Genomic DNA, 14,651 nt, shown 5'->3' on the forward strand with positions numbered 1-14,651 from the left:
GACACCACATCCGACAACCGCCGATCCGAGACCGGCTTCACCCATCCACTCCGAGGCACACCTCATCGTAACGCAAACCCCCCTAACTGAACGGTATTGGGCTTACGGTCGATGCGGGAACGATTGGCCGAACTGGGTGGCACACTCGTCGTGGAATCGGCACCCGGAGACGGAACCGCGGTCGCCGCAACACTTCCGATCGGGCGGGTCGCATGAGTGCGGTACGTGTACTGCTCGTCGACGATCACCCGGTGGTACGGGCGGGACTGCGCGCGTTGCTGGCGTCGCACGATGACATCATGGTGGTCGCCGAAGCATCGTCGGGTGAGGAAGCCGTGGCTTCGGCGTCGGCCGAGAAACCCGATGTGGTGCTGATGGATCTGCGTCTGGGATCGGGGATCGACGGGGCGCAGGCGACCGCCCGGATCCTGATTGCGGCCGATCCGCCGAGGGTCGTCGTACTCACCACCTACGACACGGACGCGGACATTCTGCGCGCGGTCGAAGCCGGTGCGGCGGGCTACCTCCTCAAGGACACCGACCCGAAAGTGCTGATCGAATCGGTGTTCGCGGCGGCCCGTGGGGAGACCGTCCTGGACCCGGACGTGGCCCAGCGCCTTTACCGCCGCATGCAGCAGCCCCGCACCGACCTCAGCGCCCGCGAAATCGAAGTGCTGTCGCTGGTCGCCGAAGGGTTGTCCAATCGCGCGATCGCCAAACAGCTCTTCGTCAGCGAGGCAACCGTGAAATCCCATCTGGTGCACGCTTTCACCAAATTGGACGTGGACAATCGCACCGCCGCAGTGGTCGCGGCGCGCGAGCGGGGCCTGATCGCGTGATCGGTGTCGAGGATCGGGCCAGGATCACAGTCGTTACCCGATCGCGCGTCTCGACGCGGATCGATTCGTACGGCGTCATGCCCGACCTCCCCGCTCAACAGCATCGGCTTCCCGGGTTCGCATCCGCTGCAGCGTGCCGCTCACGCCAGTAGTCGCGTTCGCTCAGCGGTGGTCGATCCGGATGCTGCCGGCGGTGCAGTTCGACGTACCTCGCGTAGTCGTGGTCGCCCATGCCGGCACCGATCCACCACCACGCCCGACGCAGTGCTGTGATCACGACCCACCTCCGTCCCCGTCGCGATGCCGCGAGGCATGGGTGTGTGCGGCGCCCGGGGCGCGGACCTTGCCCGATGCGATCAGTTCGTCCCACTCCTTCTGCAGTTCCCTCTCGGCCGGGGTCGGCACGAAGCCCGCGGGCGCGAATATCTTCGACGGCACGTCGGGTGTTTCGGTGGTGGGCATACCTCCGGCCCGGACCGATCTGGTACACACCACTACTCCTGCGGCGACCACGATGAGCACGAGCACTGCGAACACGATCGACAACGTGCCCTGGATGAATGTGTTGCGGATGACGGCATCGATCTCGTCGGCAGTCTTCGCCGAACCGAATGTGGTTGCGCCGGAGTTCTTCGCGTCGACGAAAGCTCGGTGCTGGGCCCAGTACCCCACCGCGCGGTCGCCGGAGAAGATCTTCTGCCACGACGCCGTCATGGTCACGATCAGGTCCCACACCAACGGCACGCCGGGGATCCACGCCCACTTCACCAGTCCCTTCTTCACGACGACGGTGAGCACGACGGTCAGGGCGATCGCGGCGAGCAACTGGTTGGCGATGCCGAACAGTGGGAAGAGCGTGTTGATGCCGCCCAGCGGGTCGGTGACGCCCATCAGCAGGATCGCACCCCACAGGCCGACGACGACCGCGGAGCACAACCAGGCGCCGGGACGCCAGGACGGATCCTTGAAGCGACGAGCGGGACCGCCGAAGTTGCCGAGCGAGTCCGAAAGCATGAACCGCGCGACACGCGTTCCCGCGTCGACGGTGGTGAGGATGAACAGCGCCTCGAACATGATCGCGAAGTGGTACCAGAACGATTTGAGGCTGTCGCCGCCGAACAGGTCGCTGAGCACCTGGGACATGCCGAACGCGAGCGTCGGGGCACCACCGGTACGGGAGATGATCGACTCCTCCCCGACGGATTCGGCTGCCGCCGAGATCTGTTCGGGGGTGATGTCGGGCGACCCCAGCGCGAGACCGTTGACGTAGGCGGCGGCGGTCTCCGGGGTGCCGCCGGTGAGGGCGGCCGGAGCGTTGAGCGTGAAGTACAGGTGCTGGTCGATGATGCAGGCGGTGACCAGCGCCATGATCGCGACGAACGACTCGGTGAGCATGCCGCCGTAGCCGATCAGCCGGATCTGTTTCTCCTTCTCGAGCAGTTTCGGGGTGGTGCCCGAGGAGATGAGCGCGTGGAATCCAGACAGTGCGCCACATGCGATGGTGATGAACAGGAACGGGAACAGCGACCCCGCGAAGGCCGGGCCGTCACCGTCGATGGCGAACGACGTGATGTCGGGCATCTCCAGGTTCGGTCGTGCGACGAGGATCCCGATCGCGAGCAGGACGATCGTGCCGACCTTCATGAAGGTCGACAGATAGTCGCGCGGGGCGAGCAGCAACCACACCGGCAGCACCGACGCCGCGAATCCGTAGGCGATCATCAGCCACGAAATCGTCACCGGGGACAGGGTGAACCAGTTCGTTCCCCAGTCGGTCTCGGCGACCCAGCCACCCGCGATGATCGCGACGAGCAGCAGAACGACGCCGATCAGCGACACCTCCGCGACCCTGCCGGGTCGCAGGTAGCGCAGATAGACGCCCATGAACAGTGCGATGGGAATGGTCATCGCGATGGAGAACAGGCCCCACGGGCTGTCGGCGAGCGCGTTCACGACCACCAATGCCAGCACCGCGATCAGGATGATCATGATGACGAAGACCGCGATGAGCGCCGCGACGCCGCCGATCGGCCCGAGTTCCTCGCGGGCCATCTGGCCGAGGCTGCGTCCGCGGCGGCGCGAGGAGATCCACAGGACGAGGAAGTCCTGGACCGCACCGGCGAAGACGACGCCGACGATGATCCAGATCGTGCCGGGCAGATAACCCATCTGGGCGGCGAGCACCGGGCCGACGAGCGGGCCCGCGCCGGCAATGGCGGCGAAGTGGTGGCCGAACAACACCCGACGGTCCGTCGGCATGTAGTCCTTGCCGTTCTCGAGTTCCTCGGCAGGTGTCGCACGGTCGTCGCGTGGCTGCACGATCTTGCGTTCGATGAACTTCGCGTAGAAGCGATAGGCGACGAGATAGGTGCACACGGCGGCGATGACGAACCAGACCGCGTTGATCTCCTCGCCGCGGACCAGCGCGATGATCGACCAGGCGACCGCCCCCAGAATCGCGAGCACGAAAAAGACGATCCTCGCGGTGGGTGATATCGGTGTCCGGTCGACGACACCGACCGGTGGAAGATCGGGGTCGGTCCGGAGATATTCCACCTCGCTGCTGGTCGGCGGCGCCGGGTCCACAGCCATATCGGCTCCTCACCAGGCTCGCCCGCAGACCCGCGGAGGTCGCGACGGGCCTCGAACGTGCTCGAATCTCGACCAGCGTCACGCTACCCGCGCGCGTCGACGAACGAACCGGAATCGATCAGCCGCGTGCGGCGATCCTGGCTTGCACCTCGGGCCGACGTAGCGGCGGCACCGAGGGCGGTGGTTGCCGCCGCTCGGGAAGGGCCGCGAGCAATCTCGTCGTCGTCGCGGTCACTTCGGCGACGGCCTGTTCGAACGGCTCCCGGGTGGCGTCGGAGAGTTTGTGGATCCCGCTGACCTTACGGACGTACTGCCGTGCGGCCGCTTCGATCTCCTCGGCGGTCGCAGCCGGCTCGAGCCCCCGCAGCTCCGTGATGTTCCGGCACATGCTTCGAGGGTAGACGTCACCTCCGGACCGGACCATACGTTCGCTTCCGCGCGCCCGCTGTCCGTCCGCTGCGGCGATCGCAGCAGCGGATGACGAACAGGCGCGCGGATGTGAAGGGGGTGGGTCAGACGCGTTCGATGATGGTCGCGTTGGCGGTCCCGCCACCCTCGCAGATGGTGAGCAGGCCGTAGCGACCACCGGTGCGCTCGAGCTCGTTGAGCAGCGTCGCCATCAGCTTGGTGCCGGTCGCGCCGAGCGGGTGGCCGAGGGCGATCGCGCCGCCGTTGACGTTGACCTTCGACGGGTCTGCGCCGATCTCCTTGATCCACGCCAGGACGACGGGCGCGAAGGCCTCGTTGATCTCGATGAGGTCGATGTCGTCGATCGTCAGGCCGGCCTTCTCGAGGGCGTACTGCGTGGCGGGGATCGGGGCGGTGAGCATGAAGATCGGGTCGTCGCCGCGGGCGCTGAGGTGGTGGATGCGCGCGCGGGGCTTCAGGCCGTACTTCTTCACGGCCTCGTCGGAGGCGAGCAGCACCGCGGATGCGCCGTCGGAGATCTGGCTGGCGACGGCGGCGGTCAGGCGTCCGCCCTCGACGAGGGTCTGCAGCGACGCCATCTTCTCGAGGCTGGTCTCGCGCGGGCCTTCGTCGACGGTGGCGTCACCGAAGGGGACGATCTCGTTCTCGAAGCGTCCCTCGGCGATGGCGGCCTTGGCGCGCTCGTGGCTCTGCAGCGCCCACTTCTCGAGTTCCTCGCGGCTGAGGTCCCACTTCTCGGCGATCATCTCGGCACCCTTGAACTGCGACACCTCGTCGCTGCCGTAGCGCTCCGTCCAGCCCTTCGACCCACCGAAGGGGGTGTCGAAGCCGTACTGCTGCCCGACGATCATGGCCGCGGAGATCGGGATCTGCGTCATGTTCTGCACGCCACCGGCGACGATGAGATCCGCGGTGTCGCTGAGGATCGCCTGGGCACCGAAGTGCAGGGCCTGCTGGCTCGACCCGCACTGACGGTCGACGGTCACGCCGGGCACGTGCTGCGGGTAGCCGGCGGCCAGCCACGCGGTGCGGGCGATGTTGCCGGCCTGGCCGCCGATGGCGTCGACACAACCGAACACCACGTCGTCGACGTCGGCGGGGTCGATGCCCGTGCGCTCGACGAGCGCCTTGATCACGTGCGCGCCCAGGTCGGCCGGGTGCACGTCCGCGAGCCCACCCTTCTTCTTGCCGATGGGGGTGCGCACCGCGTCGACAATGTAGGCCTCGGTCATGATGTCTCCTTACGAAGAATTCTGGTTCGACAGTCCGTCGAGAACGATGGAAAGGTATTGCTGGGCAACCTGATCGATACCGAGGGAGCCTCCGGGCCGGTACCAGCGCACGGCCACCCACACGGTGTCGCGCAGGAACCGGAAGACCAGTTCGACGTCGACGTCGGGCCGGAACGAACCGTCCGCGACGCCGCGTTCGATCACGCCCACCCACAGGTCGCGGAACTCGGTGTTGAGTTCGCCGATGTAGGCGAAGCGGTCGCCCTCGAGATGCTTGGCCTCACCCTGGTAGATCGCCACCGCGGCGTGCGACCGGTCGATCGCCTCGTAGGAGGTGGTGACGAGTGCCGCGAGGGTTTTGCGGGACGGCAGACCCGACGCGACGATCTTGCGGTACCGGTCGAACAGGTCGTCGAGGAAGGCCCGCAGGATCTCGTCCACCATCGACTCCTTGGAATCGAAGTGGTGGTAGAGGCTGCCGGAGAGGATTCCCGCCGCGTCGGCGATGTCGCGCACGGTCGTGGCCCGCACACCGCGCGACGCGAACAGGTCGGCTGCGATGTCGAGCAGTTCCGCGCGGCGTCCGGACTTGCTGGAGGTGTCGTCGCGTGAGGGAGTCATGACGGACATCCTTTCAAGCCGACCGAGAGCGGGTTCATGCGCGCTGGGAGGAGACCGACACGACCTCGCCGGTCAGATAGGTCGTGTAGTCGCTCGCGAGCATCGCGATGGTCGCCGCGACCTCCCAGACCTCGGCGGCGCGGCCGTAGGCCTCACCGGCGGCGAGGTTGTCGAGCAGTTCCTCGCTGGTGACCTTCGCGAGGAAGGGGTGTCGGGCGATGGACGGGGCGACGGCGTTGATGCGCACGCCGTACTCGGCGGCCTCGATCGCGGAGCAGCGGGTCAGGGCCATGACGCCGGCCTTCGCCGCCGCGTAGTGCGCCTGCGAGTGCTGGGCGCGCCAGCCGAGTACCGACGCGTTGTTGACGAGCACGCCGTTGTGGTCGACCGAGCGGAAGTAGCGCAGTGCCGCGCGGGTCGCGCGGAAGGTGCTGGTGAGGGTGATGTCGAGGACGCGATCCCATTCCTCGTCGGTCATCTCGACGACGGGCGTCTCCCCACCGAGTCCAGCGTTGTTGACGAGCACGTCGATGCGCCCTAGCCGGTCGGCGGCGCCGGTGATGAGGGCGTCGACCTGTTCGGTGGACGACACGTCGCACACGATCGTCGCGACCTGCTGTTCGGGGAACTCGGCCGCGAGCTTCTCCGCGGACTCGCCGAGCCGGCGCTCGTGGAAGTCGGAGACGAGCACGTCGGCGCCCTCGAGCAGCGCGCGACGCGCGGTGGCGAATCCGATGCCGGTACCGGCGGCGGCGGTGACAACGACCTTCTTGTCGCGGAGCAGTCCGTGGCCGGGGGTCTCGACCGGCGGGGTCGCGAGCGGGGATGCGGGACGGGGTGTTGCGGTCACGGACGTGCCTCCCGGGGAAGGCCGAGCACGCGCTCGGCGATGATGTTGCGCTGGATCTCGTTGGATCCGCCGTAGATGGTGTCGGCGCGGGTGAACAGGAACAGCCGCTGCCATTCCGCGAGCTCGAGATGTTCGGGATCGGTGATGTCGGAGGGATTTCCGGCATGGTCGTGATCGGGGCCGACGAGCGATGACGATCCCTGCACGTCCATGGCGAGTTGCCCCAGGTCGCGATGCCAGTTCGCCCACAGCAGTTTCGCGACCGAGGCCTGACCCGGGTCGGCGTCGCCGAGGGTGCGCAGGGCGTGGGCACGCATGACCCGCAGTTCGATCCGCGCGCGGGCGATGCGTTCGCGGAGGTGCGGATCGTCGATCGCACCGTTGCTCTCGGCGACGGAGACGATGCCGTCGAGTTCGCGGGCGAAGCCGATCTGCTGCCCGAGGGTGGAGACGCCGCGTTCGAAGGTCAGCAGACCCATCGCGACCTTCCACCCGTCGCCGGGGGCACCGACGACGAGGTCGGCGTCGGTGACGGCGTCGTCGAAGAAGACCTCGTTGAACTCGGAGGTGCCCGTGAGCTGCTGAATGGGCCGCACCGTGACGCCGGGCTGGTCGAGGGGCACGAGCAGGAAGCTCAGGCCGTGATGGCGGGTCGAACCGGGTTCCGTCCGCGCGACGACGAAGGCCCATTGTGCGACGTGTGCGAGCGACGTCCAGACCTTCTGACCGTTGATCACCCACTTGTCGCCCTCGAGGCGGGCGGTGGTGGAGACGTTGGCGAGGTCGGAGCCGGCTCCCGGTTCCGAGTAGCCCTGCGCCCACAGTTCGGTGACGTTACGGATCCCGGGCAGGAAGCGCTGCTTCTGTTCCTCGGTCCCGAACGCGATGAGGGTGGGGCCGAGCAGTTCCTCACCGAGGTGGTTGACGCGCGCGGGCGCGTTCGCCTTCGCGTACTCCTCGTGGAAGATCACGCGCTGATCCATGCTCGCGCCGCGCCCGCCGTACTCGGTGGGCCAGCCGATGCAGGTCCATCCGGCAGCGGCCAGATGCCGGTCCCACGCGAGTCGCTGTTCGAAGAACTCGTGTTCGCTTCCGGGTCCGCCCTTGCCTCTGAGCTCGGCGAATTCGCCGGTCAGGTTGTCTTCGAGCCACTGTCGGACGGTGGCTGCGAACTCCGCATTTTCCTGGCTCTCGCTCTCGTGCACATCCGTACGATAACCTACCAAGCAATTGCTAGGTAGGGAGCTCTGTGAACACACGACCGAGAACCACTCCGGCCGCACTCGTACGTGCCGCCGACACCTGGCCGGACCTGCTCGCGATCGCCGATGGCGACACCCGGCTGACCTTCGCACAACTGCGCGACCACGTCCGCGATGTCGCCGCGGCGCTCGTCTCCCGCGGCGTCGAACGCGGTGCGCGCGTCGTCATCTGGTCGCCCAACACGTTCCACTGGGTGATCGCTGCCCTGGGTACACATTGGGCCGGCGGGGTCGTCGTACCCCTCAACACCCGCTACACCGGAAACGAAGCCGCCGACGTCGTCGAGCGCGTCCGCCCCGAGGCCCTCGTCGTGGTCGGCGACTTCCTCGGTACCGACCGCTACACCGAACTGTGCAAGGCCGCTCCGGAACTGTCGATCCCGACGACCGTGCGGGTCCCGCTGGGCGGGAACGACGCGCCGATCGACGGGATCGTCGAGTGGGCGGACTTCCTGTCCTCCGCCACCGACGCCGCCCGCACCGAGGCCGACGCGCGCGCCGCGGCCGTGACCCCCGACGACGTCTCCGACATCCTGTTCACCTCGGGCACGACCGGCCGCAGCAAGGGCGTGCTCAGCGCCCACAGTCAGTGCATCGGTGTCGCGCAGGCGTGGGCCGAGTGCGCCGAACTGACGATCGACGACAACTACCTGATCATCAACCCGTTCTTCCACAGCTTCGGGTACAAGGCCGGCTTCGTCGCCGCACTGCTCCATGGCTCCACCGTCATCCCCCTCGCGACCTTCGACGTAGAGAAGGTCATGGCGATGGTCGCGGCCGAGCGCATCAGCGTCCTCCCGGGCGCCCCGACGATCTACCAGTCCATCCTCGACCACCCGCGGCGCGGCGAGTACGACCTGAGCAACCTGCGCATCGCCGTCACCGGCGCCGCACCCGTGCCCGTCTCCCTCGTCGAGCGCATGCAGAACGAACTGAGCTTCGACGCGGTGCTCACCGCCTACGGGCAGACCGAGGCGGTCGTCGCGACGATGTGCCGCACCGACGACGATCCCGTCACCGTCTCCACCTCGTCCGGACGCGCCACCGCGGAGTTCGAGGTGCGCATCGGCGACAAGGGCGAGATCCTGCTGCGTGGCCCGAACGTCATGCTCGGTTATCTCGACGATCCCGAGGCCACGGCCAAGACGATCGACGAGGACGGGTGGCTGCACACCGGCGATGTCGGGACCGTCGACGAACGCGGCTATCTCGACATCACCGATCGTCTCAAGGACATGTACATCAGCGGCGGATTCAACGTCTATCCGGCGGAGGTCGAAGCGGCACTGCTGCGCCTGCCGGGAGTCCACGAGGTCGGGGTGATCGGTGTCCCCGACGAGCGCATGGGTGAGGTCGGCCGGGCGTTCGTGGTCCCGCTGGACGGACATCCGCTCACCGAGGACGACGTGATCGCGTACGCCCGAGAGAAACTCGCCAACTTCAAAGCGCCGCGATCGGTTCGGTTCATCGATGCGCTGCCCCGAAACCCGTCCGGCAAGGTACTGAAGAACGTTCTGCGTGAGGAGAAGTCATGACCGTCCCGTTCGAGCCCGATGTCGTCACCTACGAGGTGCGCGACGGCGTCGCGATCGTCACTCTCAACCGACCCGATTACCGCAACGCCCAGAACTCGGTCATGACCTACGCGCTCGACGCCGCCTTCGAGAGGGCCGTCGAGGACGACGAGGTCAAGGTGATCGTGCTGGCCGGCAACGGCAAGCACTTCTCCGCCGGCCACGATCTGGGCACCCCGGGCCGCGACCACCACGTCCACTACGACAACAAGGCCGTGATGTGGTGGGATCACGTCGACAAGCCCGGCGGCGACCAGCGCTACGCCCGTGAGATGGAGGTCTACCTGGGGATGTGCCGCCGCTGGCGCGAGATCCCCAAGCCCACCATCGCGTCGGTGCAGGGCGCCTGCATCGCCGGTGGTCTCATGCTGGCGTGGGTGTGCGACCTGATCGTCGCGTCCGAGGATGCCTTCTTCTCCGATCCCGTGGTCCGCATGGGCATCCCGGGTGTCGAGTACTTCGCGCACCCGTGGATCCTCGGAACGCGCTTCGCGAAGGAGATCCTCTACACCGGTGACCGTTTCAGTGCCCAGCGCGCCTACGAGGTGGGCATGGTCAGCCGCGTCGTGCCGCGTGAGGAACTCGAGAACGAGACCCTCGCCCTCGCCGCCCGCATCGCGGAGATGCCCCGCTTCGGGCTCGCGCTCACCAAGCGCGCCGTCAACCAGTGCGAGGACCAGATGGGCATGCGCAACGGCATGGACTCGGTCTTCGGCCTGCACCACTTCGCGCACGCGCACAACGCCGAGGTCGGCGCCGACTCGCTCGGCGGCATGAACGCCAAGTCGATGGCCGCGAGCGCTCGTCCGGTGGAAGGAGCGAAGTAGTGGATCTGCAGCTCGACGACGCCACCCTCGCGTTCCGCGACGAGGTACGCGCCTTCCTCGCCGAGAACGTCCCCACGACGCCGCTCGAGTCGATGGACACGGCCGAGGGCTTCGAGGAACACCGGCAGTGGGAGCGGACCCTCGCCGATGCACGCCTGTCGGTCGTCTCCTGGCCCGAGGAACTCGGCGGCCGCGACGCGACCCTCGAGCAGTGGGTTGTGTTCGAGGAGGAGTACTACCGCGCCGGTGCGCCCGGCCGGGTGAGCCAGAACGGCATCTTCCTGCTCGCCCCCACCCTGTTCGAGCATGCCCACCCCGAACAGCTCGCCCGCATCATGCCGCGCATGGCCCGGGCCGACGACATCTGGGCCCAGGCCTGGTCGGAACCCGAGTCCGGCTCCGACCTCGCGTCGCTGCGCTCGACCGCCACGAAAGTCGACGGCGGCTGGCTGCTCAACGGCCAGAAGACCTGGAGCTCGCGGGCGTCCTATGCCGACATGGGTTTCGGTCTGTTTCGCTCCGACCCGGAGGCCCAGCGGCACAAGGGCATCACCTACTTCATGTTCGACCTGCGGGCCGAGGGCGTCACCGTGCGACCGATCCCGCAGCTCGACGGTGAGCCGGGCTTCGCAGAGATCTTCCTCGAGGACGTCTTCGTCCCCGACGACCCGGAGCGTCCCGGTGAGTCCGGTGTGATCGGTGCGGTGAACGAAGGATGGCGGGTCGCGATGAGCACCGCCTCCAACGAGCGCGGTCTGTCGCTGCGTGCGCCGGGCCGATTCCTGGCGGCCACCGACCGGCTGCTGCGCGCCTACGGCGAGTCCGATCTCCACGGCGACACCGCGCTGCGCAACCGCGTCGCCGACGCGTGGATCGGGGCGCGCGCCTACGAGCTGTCGACCTGGGCGACCGTCACGCGCCTGACCGCGGGCGGACAGCTCGGCGCCGAATCGTCGATCAACAAGGTGTTCTGGTCCGAGTGGGACATCGCCGCGCATGAGACGGCGCTCGACCTGCAGGGTGCGGATGCCGAACTCGTCGACGGCTGGACCGACGGTTACCTGTTCTCGCTGTCGGGACCGATCTACGCCGGTACCAACGAAATCCAGAAGAACGTCATTGCCGAGCGGCTGCTCGGCCTTCCGAGGGGTGATCGATGAGATTCGCACTCGACGAGTCCCATGAGGACTTCGCGTCCAGTATCGATGCCCTGCTCACCAAGTCGGATATGCCGCAGGTGATCCGTGCGTGGAACAGCGGCGACACGGCACCGGGTCTGCAGGTGTGGGAGCGACTGGCCGAGACCGGCGTCAACGGTCTGCTCGTTGCCGAGGAGCACGACGGCCTCGGGGCCGACGCGGTCGATCTCGTCGTCGCCGTCGAACAGCTCGGTCGCCACGCTGTGCCCGGTCCGGTGGTCGAAACCGTCGCGGTGGCACCGGTTCTGCTCGCCGCCGTGGCACCCGAGCGTCTCGGCCCGCTTGCCGCCGGATCGCTCGCCACCGTCGCGATGCTCCCCCACGCGCCGTACGCGGTCGACGCGCACGTCGCCGACCTCGCGCTGCACGTCGCCGACGGCACCGTCTCGATGGGCACCGCCGGGGACACGCGCGAGTCGGTCGACCGGTCGCGCACGCTCGCCTCGCTCACCGTCGGTGAGTCGCTCGGATCCACAGATACCGCTGCGGCTTTCGACATCGGTGTCCTCGCGTCTGCAGCTCAGCTCCAAGGCCTGGGCCGGACTCTGCTCGACACCACCGTCGAGTACGCGCAGCAGCGCAAGCAGTTCGGCCGCGCGATCGGCTCCTTCCAGGCGGTCAAGCACCATCTCGCCGAGGTGGCGGTCGCGCTGGAGATGGCACGTCCGCTGCTGCACGGTGCGGCCATCGCCGTCCGCGACGAGTTGTCCACCGCGTCCCGGGACGTCTCGGCGGCCAAGGTCGCGTGCGGCGACGCCGCCTATCTCGCCGCGCGCACGGCACTGCAGGTGCACGGCGCGATCGGCTACACCCAGGAATACGATCTGTCGCTGTGGATCACGAAGGTCCGCGCGCTCGTCACCGCGTGGGGCACCCCCGACGAGCACCGGGCACGCGTGGTCGCGGCACTCGAGAGCAAGGCGTCATGACGTTCGAGACGGAAGATCGTGCCGCACTGCGGGACTCGGTGCGTACCCTGCTCGCCAAGCACTCCGATTCGGCTGCCGTCCGGCGGGCGATCACGACCGGCAGCGGGTACGACGACGAACTGTGGACGATGCTCGTCGAGCAGGTCGGGGTCGCAGCCCTCGCCGTTCCGGAGGAGTACGACGGTGTGGGCGCCTCGTGGGTCGAGGCCCACGTGGTGCTCGAGGAACTCGGCCGCACGCTCACCCCGTCACCGTTCCTGGGGTCGGCGGTACTCGCGGCGCAGACCGTGCTGCTGTCCGGTGATGCCGACGCGGCGGCGCGTCTGCTCCCCGGCATCGCGGCCGGCGAGGTCGTCGCGGTGTGCTGGGCGTCGGCCACCGGCTGGCAGCGTCCCGGCGTGAGCGCCGAGGGCAACGTGCTGACCGGAACCGCGCACTACGTGCTCGGCGGCGACATCGCGTCCACCCTGCTCGTGCTCGCCGCCGACGGTGACACGGTCGGCCTGTTCGAGGTCGATCCGGAGACCGACGGGGTGTCGCGGCGCCGCGTGCCCACGATGGATCCCACGCGTTCCCTCGCGGAGGTGTCGTTCTCGGCGGTGACCGGTCGTCGCCTGTCATCGTCCGACGATCTCGTCGACCGGTTGCGGGCGTCCGCGGCGATCGCCCTGTCGGCCGAGCAGGTGGGTGCCGCGCAAGCGGTGCTCGACCTGACCGTCGACTACGCGAAGAACCGCAAGCAGTTCGGTCGCGCAATCGGGTCGTTCCAGGCGCTCAAGCACCGCATGGCCGACATGTACGCGCTCGTGGAGACGGCGCGATCGATGTCGTATGCGGCTGCGTTGTCGCAGGATCCGCAGGACGCGTACGCTGCGAAGATCTACTGTTCGGAAGCCTTCCAACAGGTCGCGTCGGAGGCCGTGCAGCTGCACGGCGGGATCGCGATCACCTGGGAGCACGACGCGCAGTTGTTCTTCAAACGGGCGCACGGCAGCGCCCAGTTGTTCGGGCAACCGCGCGAGTACCTGAGCGCAATATCCGCCTGAGCAATATCGTCGGCGGCGATCCCTGCGAAAGATCGGTGATGCGCCTCCTCGATTCCTCGGTTCCACTCCCCGTGCGTCCCCGCCGCGTCCTCGTGGCGGGGACGTCGAGGAGTTCACCGCGCACCCACGGTGGGTACCGCGACCGCGTCCTCACCGCGCTCGCACAACGTCCCGATCTGCCGGTCGTGCGGCTGACGGGCCGACGGGAGGTCGATACGTGGGCGGCGCTGCTCGCCTGCCGTCCCCCCGGCGTCCGGCGGATGAACTCGACACCCGTCCTCGGAGCCCGCGGGCCGGAGAGCACCCGACCGTCCGGGATCACTCGCGCCCGCCGCGGCGGCTCGCTAACGTCGGAGAGATGACACCTCCCACGATCATGCTGAATTCCGGAACGACGATCCCGCAGCTGGGCCTGGGAGTCTGGCAGGCCACCAACGACGAGACCGAACACGCGGTCCGATACGCGATCGACGAGGCCGGTTACCGGCACATCGACACGGCCGCGGCCTACGGCAACGAGGAAGGCGTCGGCCGCGCGCTCACCGCGTCGTCGGTGCCGCGCGAGGACATCTTCGTCACCACCAAGCTGTGGAACGCCGATCAGGGTTACGAGCCGGCACTGAAGGCATTCGACACGAGCCTGAAGAAGCTGGGCACCGAGTACGTCGACCTCTACCTGATCCACTGGCCGCTGCAGGACCGCGAACGGATCCTGCGCACCTGGGACGCCCTCGAGAAGATCGCCGAGTCCGGGCGCGCGAAGGCGGTCGGGGTGTGCAACTTCGAACCGCACCACCTGCAGTTGCTCGTCGATCGTGGCGGGTTGTTGCCTGCGGTGGATCAGGTGGAGTTGCATCCGCACCTGCCGCAGCAGGAGATCCGCCGGTTCGCGTCCGAGCACGGCATCGCCGTCGAGTCGTGGAGCCCGCTCGGTGGCACGAGCAACTCGGGGTGGGGTCCGAACTCGAAGCCGAACACCCTGCTCGTCGACCCGATCGTCACCCGCATCGCCGATCGTCACAGCAAGTCGGCCGCGCAGGTGCTGATCCGCTGGCATCTGCAGAACGGGCTGATCGTCATCCCGAAGTCGGTGCACGAGCAGCGCATCTCCCAGAACATCGACGTCTTCGACTTCGAACTCGACGAGCTCGACCTCAGCGAACTCGACACGCTCGACGACGGCACGCGGGTGGGCGCGCATCCCGATGAGATGAACATCGGCGCTCCTTCCTAGTCCCTTCCCCCGGAACT

The 14,651-nt window shown here is 67.8% G+C and carries 14 protein-coding genes; 7 read left to right on the forward strand and 7 right to left on the reverse strand.

The features are described 5' to 3' along the window. The first annotated feature begins 212 nt into the window (after positions 1 to 212). A complete protein-coding gene (locus tag ACQR3U_RS14545; protein WP_230810793.1) occupies positions 213 to 839 on the forward strand; it encodes a response regulator in 627 nt (208 codons plus the stop codon). A gap of 94 nt (positions 840 to 933) precedes the next feature. Here the strand turns inward: ACQR3U_RS14545 and ACQR3U_RS14550 are convergent, their stop codons facing one another. From ACQR3U_RS14550 to ACQR3U_RS14580, 7 genes are all read right to left on the reverse strand, one after another. Then, positions 934 to 1,116 (reverse strand): YbdD/YjiX family protein, encoded by a 183-nt coding sequence (locus ACQR3U_RS14550; RefSeq protein WP_230810792.1) that lies wholly within the window; start codon positions 1,114 to 1,116, stop codon positions 934 to 936. Beyond that, the gene (locus tag ACQR3U_RS14555) at positions 1,113 to 3,431 is read right to left on the reverse strand and encodes a carbon starvation CstA family protein (RefSeq protein WP_230810791.1); all 2,319 of its coding nucleotides are present in this window, start codon (positions 3,429 to 3,431) and stop codon (positions 1,113 to 1,115) included. The genes ACQR3U_RS14550 and ACQR3U_RS14555 overlap by 4 nt, the downstream gene beginning before the upstream one ends. A gap of 118 nt (positions 3,432 to 3,549) precedes the next feature. After that, on the reverse strand, positions 3,550 to 3,819 hold the full coding sequence (locus ACQR3U_RS14560) for a DUF2277 domain-containing protein (RefSeq protein ID WP_006550426.1): 270 nt from the start codon (positions 3,817 to 3,819) through the stop codon (positions 3,550 to 3,552). Between the two features lie 124 nt (positions 3,820 to 3,943). Further along, the gene (locus ACQR3U_RS14565; protein ID WP_033096893.1) at positions 3,944 to 5,092 is read right to left on the reverse strand and encodes an acetyl-CoA C-acetyltransferase; all 1,149 of its coding nucleotides are present in this window, start codon (positions 5,090 to 5,092) and stop codon (positions 3,944 to 3,946) included. A gap of 9 nt (positions 5,093 to 5,101) precedes the next feature. Then, on the reverse strand, positions 5,102 to 5,713 hold the full coding sequence (locus ACQR3U_RS14570) for a TetR/AcrR family transcriptional regulator (RefSeq protein WP_064061678.1): 612 nt from the start codon (positions 5,711 to 5,713) through the stop codon (positions 5,102 to 5,104). Positions 5,714 to 5,747: 34 nt separating this feature from the next. Beyond that, positions 5,748 to 6,563: an SDR family oxidoreductase gene (locus ACQR3U_RS14575; protein ID WP_006550429.1), complete on the reverse strand. Its 816-nt coding sequence runs from the start codon at positions 6,561 to 6,563 to the stop codon at positions 5,748 to 5,750. Continuing rightward, the gene (locus ACQR3U_RS14580) at positions 6,560 to 7,768 is read right to left on the reverse strand and encodes an acyl-CoA dehydrogenase family protein (protein WP_033096895.1); all 1,209 of its coding nucleotides are present in this window, start codon (positions 7,766 to 7,768) and stop codon (positions 6,560 to 6,562) included. The genes ACQR3U_RS14575 and ACQR3U_RS14580 overlap by 4 nt, the downstream gene beginning before the upstream one ends. Positions 7,769 to 7,812: 44 nt before the next feature. Between ACQR3U_RS14580 and ACQR3U_RS14585 the strand changes: the two genes are divergently transcribed. The 6 genes from ACQR3U_RS14585 to ACQR3U_RS14610 all read left to right on the forward strand — a co-directional run bounded on the left by ACQR3U_RS14585 (position 7,813) and on the right by ACQR3U_RS14610 (position 14,634). Further along, on the forward strand, positions 7,813 to 9,360 hold the full coding sequence (locus tag ACQR3U_RS14585) for a FadD3 family acyl-CoA ligase (RefSeq protein WP_230810790.1): 1,548 nt from the start codon (positions 7,813 to 7,815) through the stop codon (positions 9,358 to 9,360). Further along, entirely contained in the window at positions 9,357 to 10,226 is an 870-nt protein-coding gene (locus ACQR3U_RS14590) for an enoyl-CoA hydratase (protein WP_019290144.1), read from the forward strand. Before ACQR3U_RS14585 ends, ACQR3U_RS14590 begins: the two co-directional genes overlap by 4 nt. Next, positions 10,226 to 11,386: an acyl-CoA dehydrogenase family protein gene (locus tag ACQR3U_RS14595; protein ID WP_006550432.1), complete on the forward strand. Its 1,161-nt coding sequence runs from the start codon at positions 10,226 to 10,228 to the stop codon at positions 11,384 to 11,386. The genes ACQR3U_RS14590 and ACQR3U_RS14595 overlap by 1 nt, the downstream gene beginning before the upstream one ends. Then, on the forward strand, positions 11,383 to 12,354 hold the full coding sequence (locus tag ACQR3U_RS14600; RefSeq protein WP_230810789.1) for an acyl-CoA dehydrogenase family protein: 972 nt from the start codon (positions 11,383 to 11,385) through the stop codon (positions 12,352 to 12,354). Before ACQR3U_RS14595 ends, ACQR3U_RS14600 begins: the two co-directional genes overlap by 4 nt. After that, the gene (locus ACQR3U_RS14605) at positions 12,351 to 13,400 is read left to right on the forward strand and encodes an acyl-CoA dehydrogenase family protein (RefSeq protein WP_006550434.1); all 1,050 of its coding nucleotides are present in this window, start codon (positions 12,351 to 12,353) and stop codon (positions 13,398 to 13,400) included. Before ACQR3U_RS14600 ends, ACQR3U_RS14605 begins: the two co-directional genes overlap by 4 nt. A 358-nt stretch (positions 13,401 to 13,758) precedes the next feature. Continuing rightward, a complete protein-coding gene (locus tag ACQR3U_RS14610) occupies positions 13,759 to 14,634 on the forward strand; it encodes an aldo/keto reductase (RefSeq protein WP_230810788.1) in 876 nt (291 codons plus the stop codon). Positions 14,635 to 14,651: the final 17 nt, after the last annotated feature.

The organism is Rhodococcus sp. IEGM1339, from assembly GCF_050321925.1.
In the GTDB taxonomy this organism is placed as follows: domain Bacteria; phylum Actinomycetota; class Actinomycetes; order Mycobacteriales; family Mycobacteriaceae; genus Rhodococcus; species Rhodococcus pyridinivorans.

What these genes read in the sequence shown, in the direction of transcription:
- ACQR3U_RS14560 (WP_006550426.1), bottom strand. Translation starts at nt 3,819, where the DNA reads ATGTGCCGGAACATCACGGAGCTGCGGGGGCTCGAGCCGGCTGCGACC.
- ACQR3U_RS14545 (WP_230810793.1), top strand. Translation starts at nt 213, where the DNA reads ATGAGTGCGGTACGTGTACTGCTCGTCGACGATCACCCGGTGGTACGG.
- ACQR3U_RS14590 (WP_019290144.1), top strand. Translation starts at nt 9,357, where the DNA reads ATGACCGTCCCGTTCGAGCCCGATGTCGTCACCTACGAGGTGCGCGAC.
- ACQR3U_RS14600 (WP_230810789.1), top strand. Translation starts at nt 11,383, where the DNA reads ATGAGATTCGCACTCGACGAGTCCCATGAGGACTTCGCGTCCAGTATC.
- ACQR3U_RS14570 (WP_064061678.1), bottom strand. Translation starts at nt 5,713, where the DNA reads ATGACTCCCTCACGCGACGACACCTCCAGCAAGTCCGGACGCCGCGCG.
- ACQR3U_RS14605 (WP_006550434.1), top strand. Translation starts at nt 12,351, where the DNA reads ATGACGTTCGAGACGGAAGATCGTGCCGCACTGCGGGACTCGGTGCGT.
- ACQR3U_RS14565 (WP_033096893.1), bottom strand. Translation starts at nt 5,092, where the DNA reads ATGACCGAGGCCTACATTGTCGACGCGGTGCGCACCCCCATCGGCAAG.
- ACQR3U_RS14610 (WP_230810788.1), top strand. Translation starts at nt 13,759, where the DNA reads ATGACACCTCCCACGATCATGCTGAATTCCGGAACGACGATCCCGCAG.
- ACQR3U_RS14555 (WP_230810791.1), bottom strand. Translation starts at nt 3,431, where the DNA reads ATGGCTGTGGACCCGGCGCCGCCGACCAGCAGCGAGGTGGAATATCTC.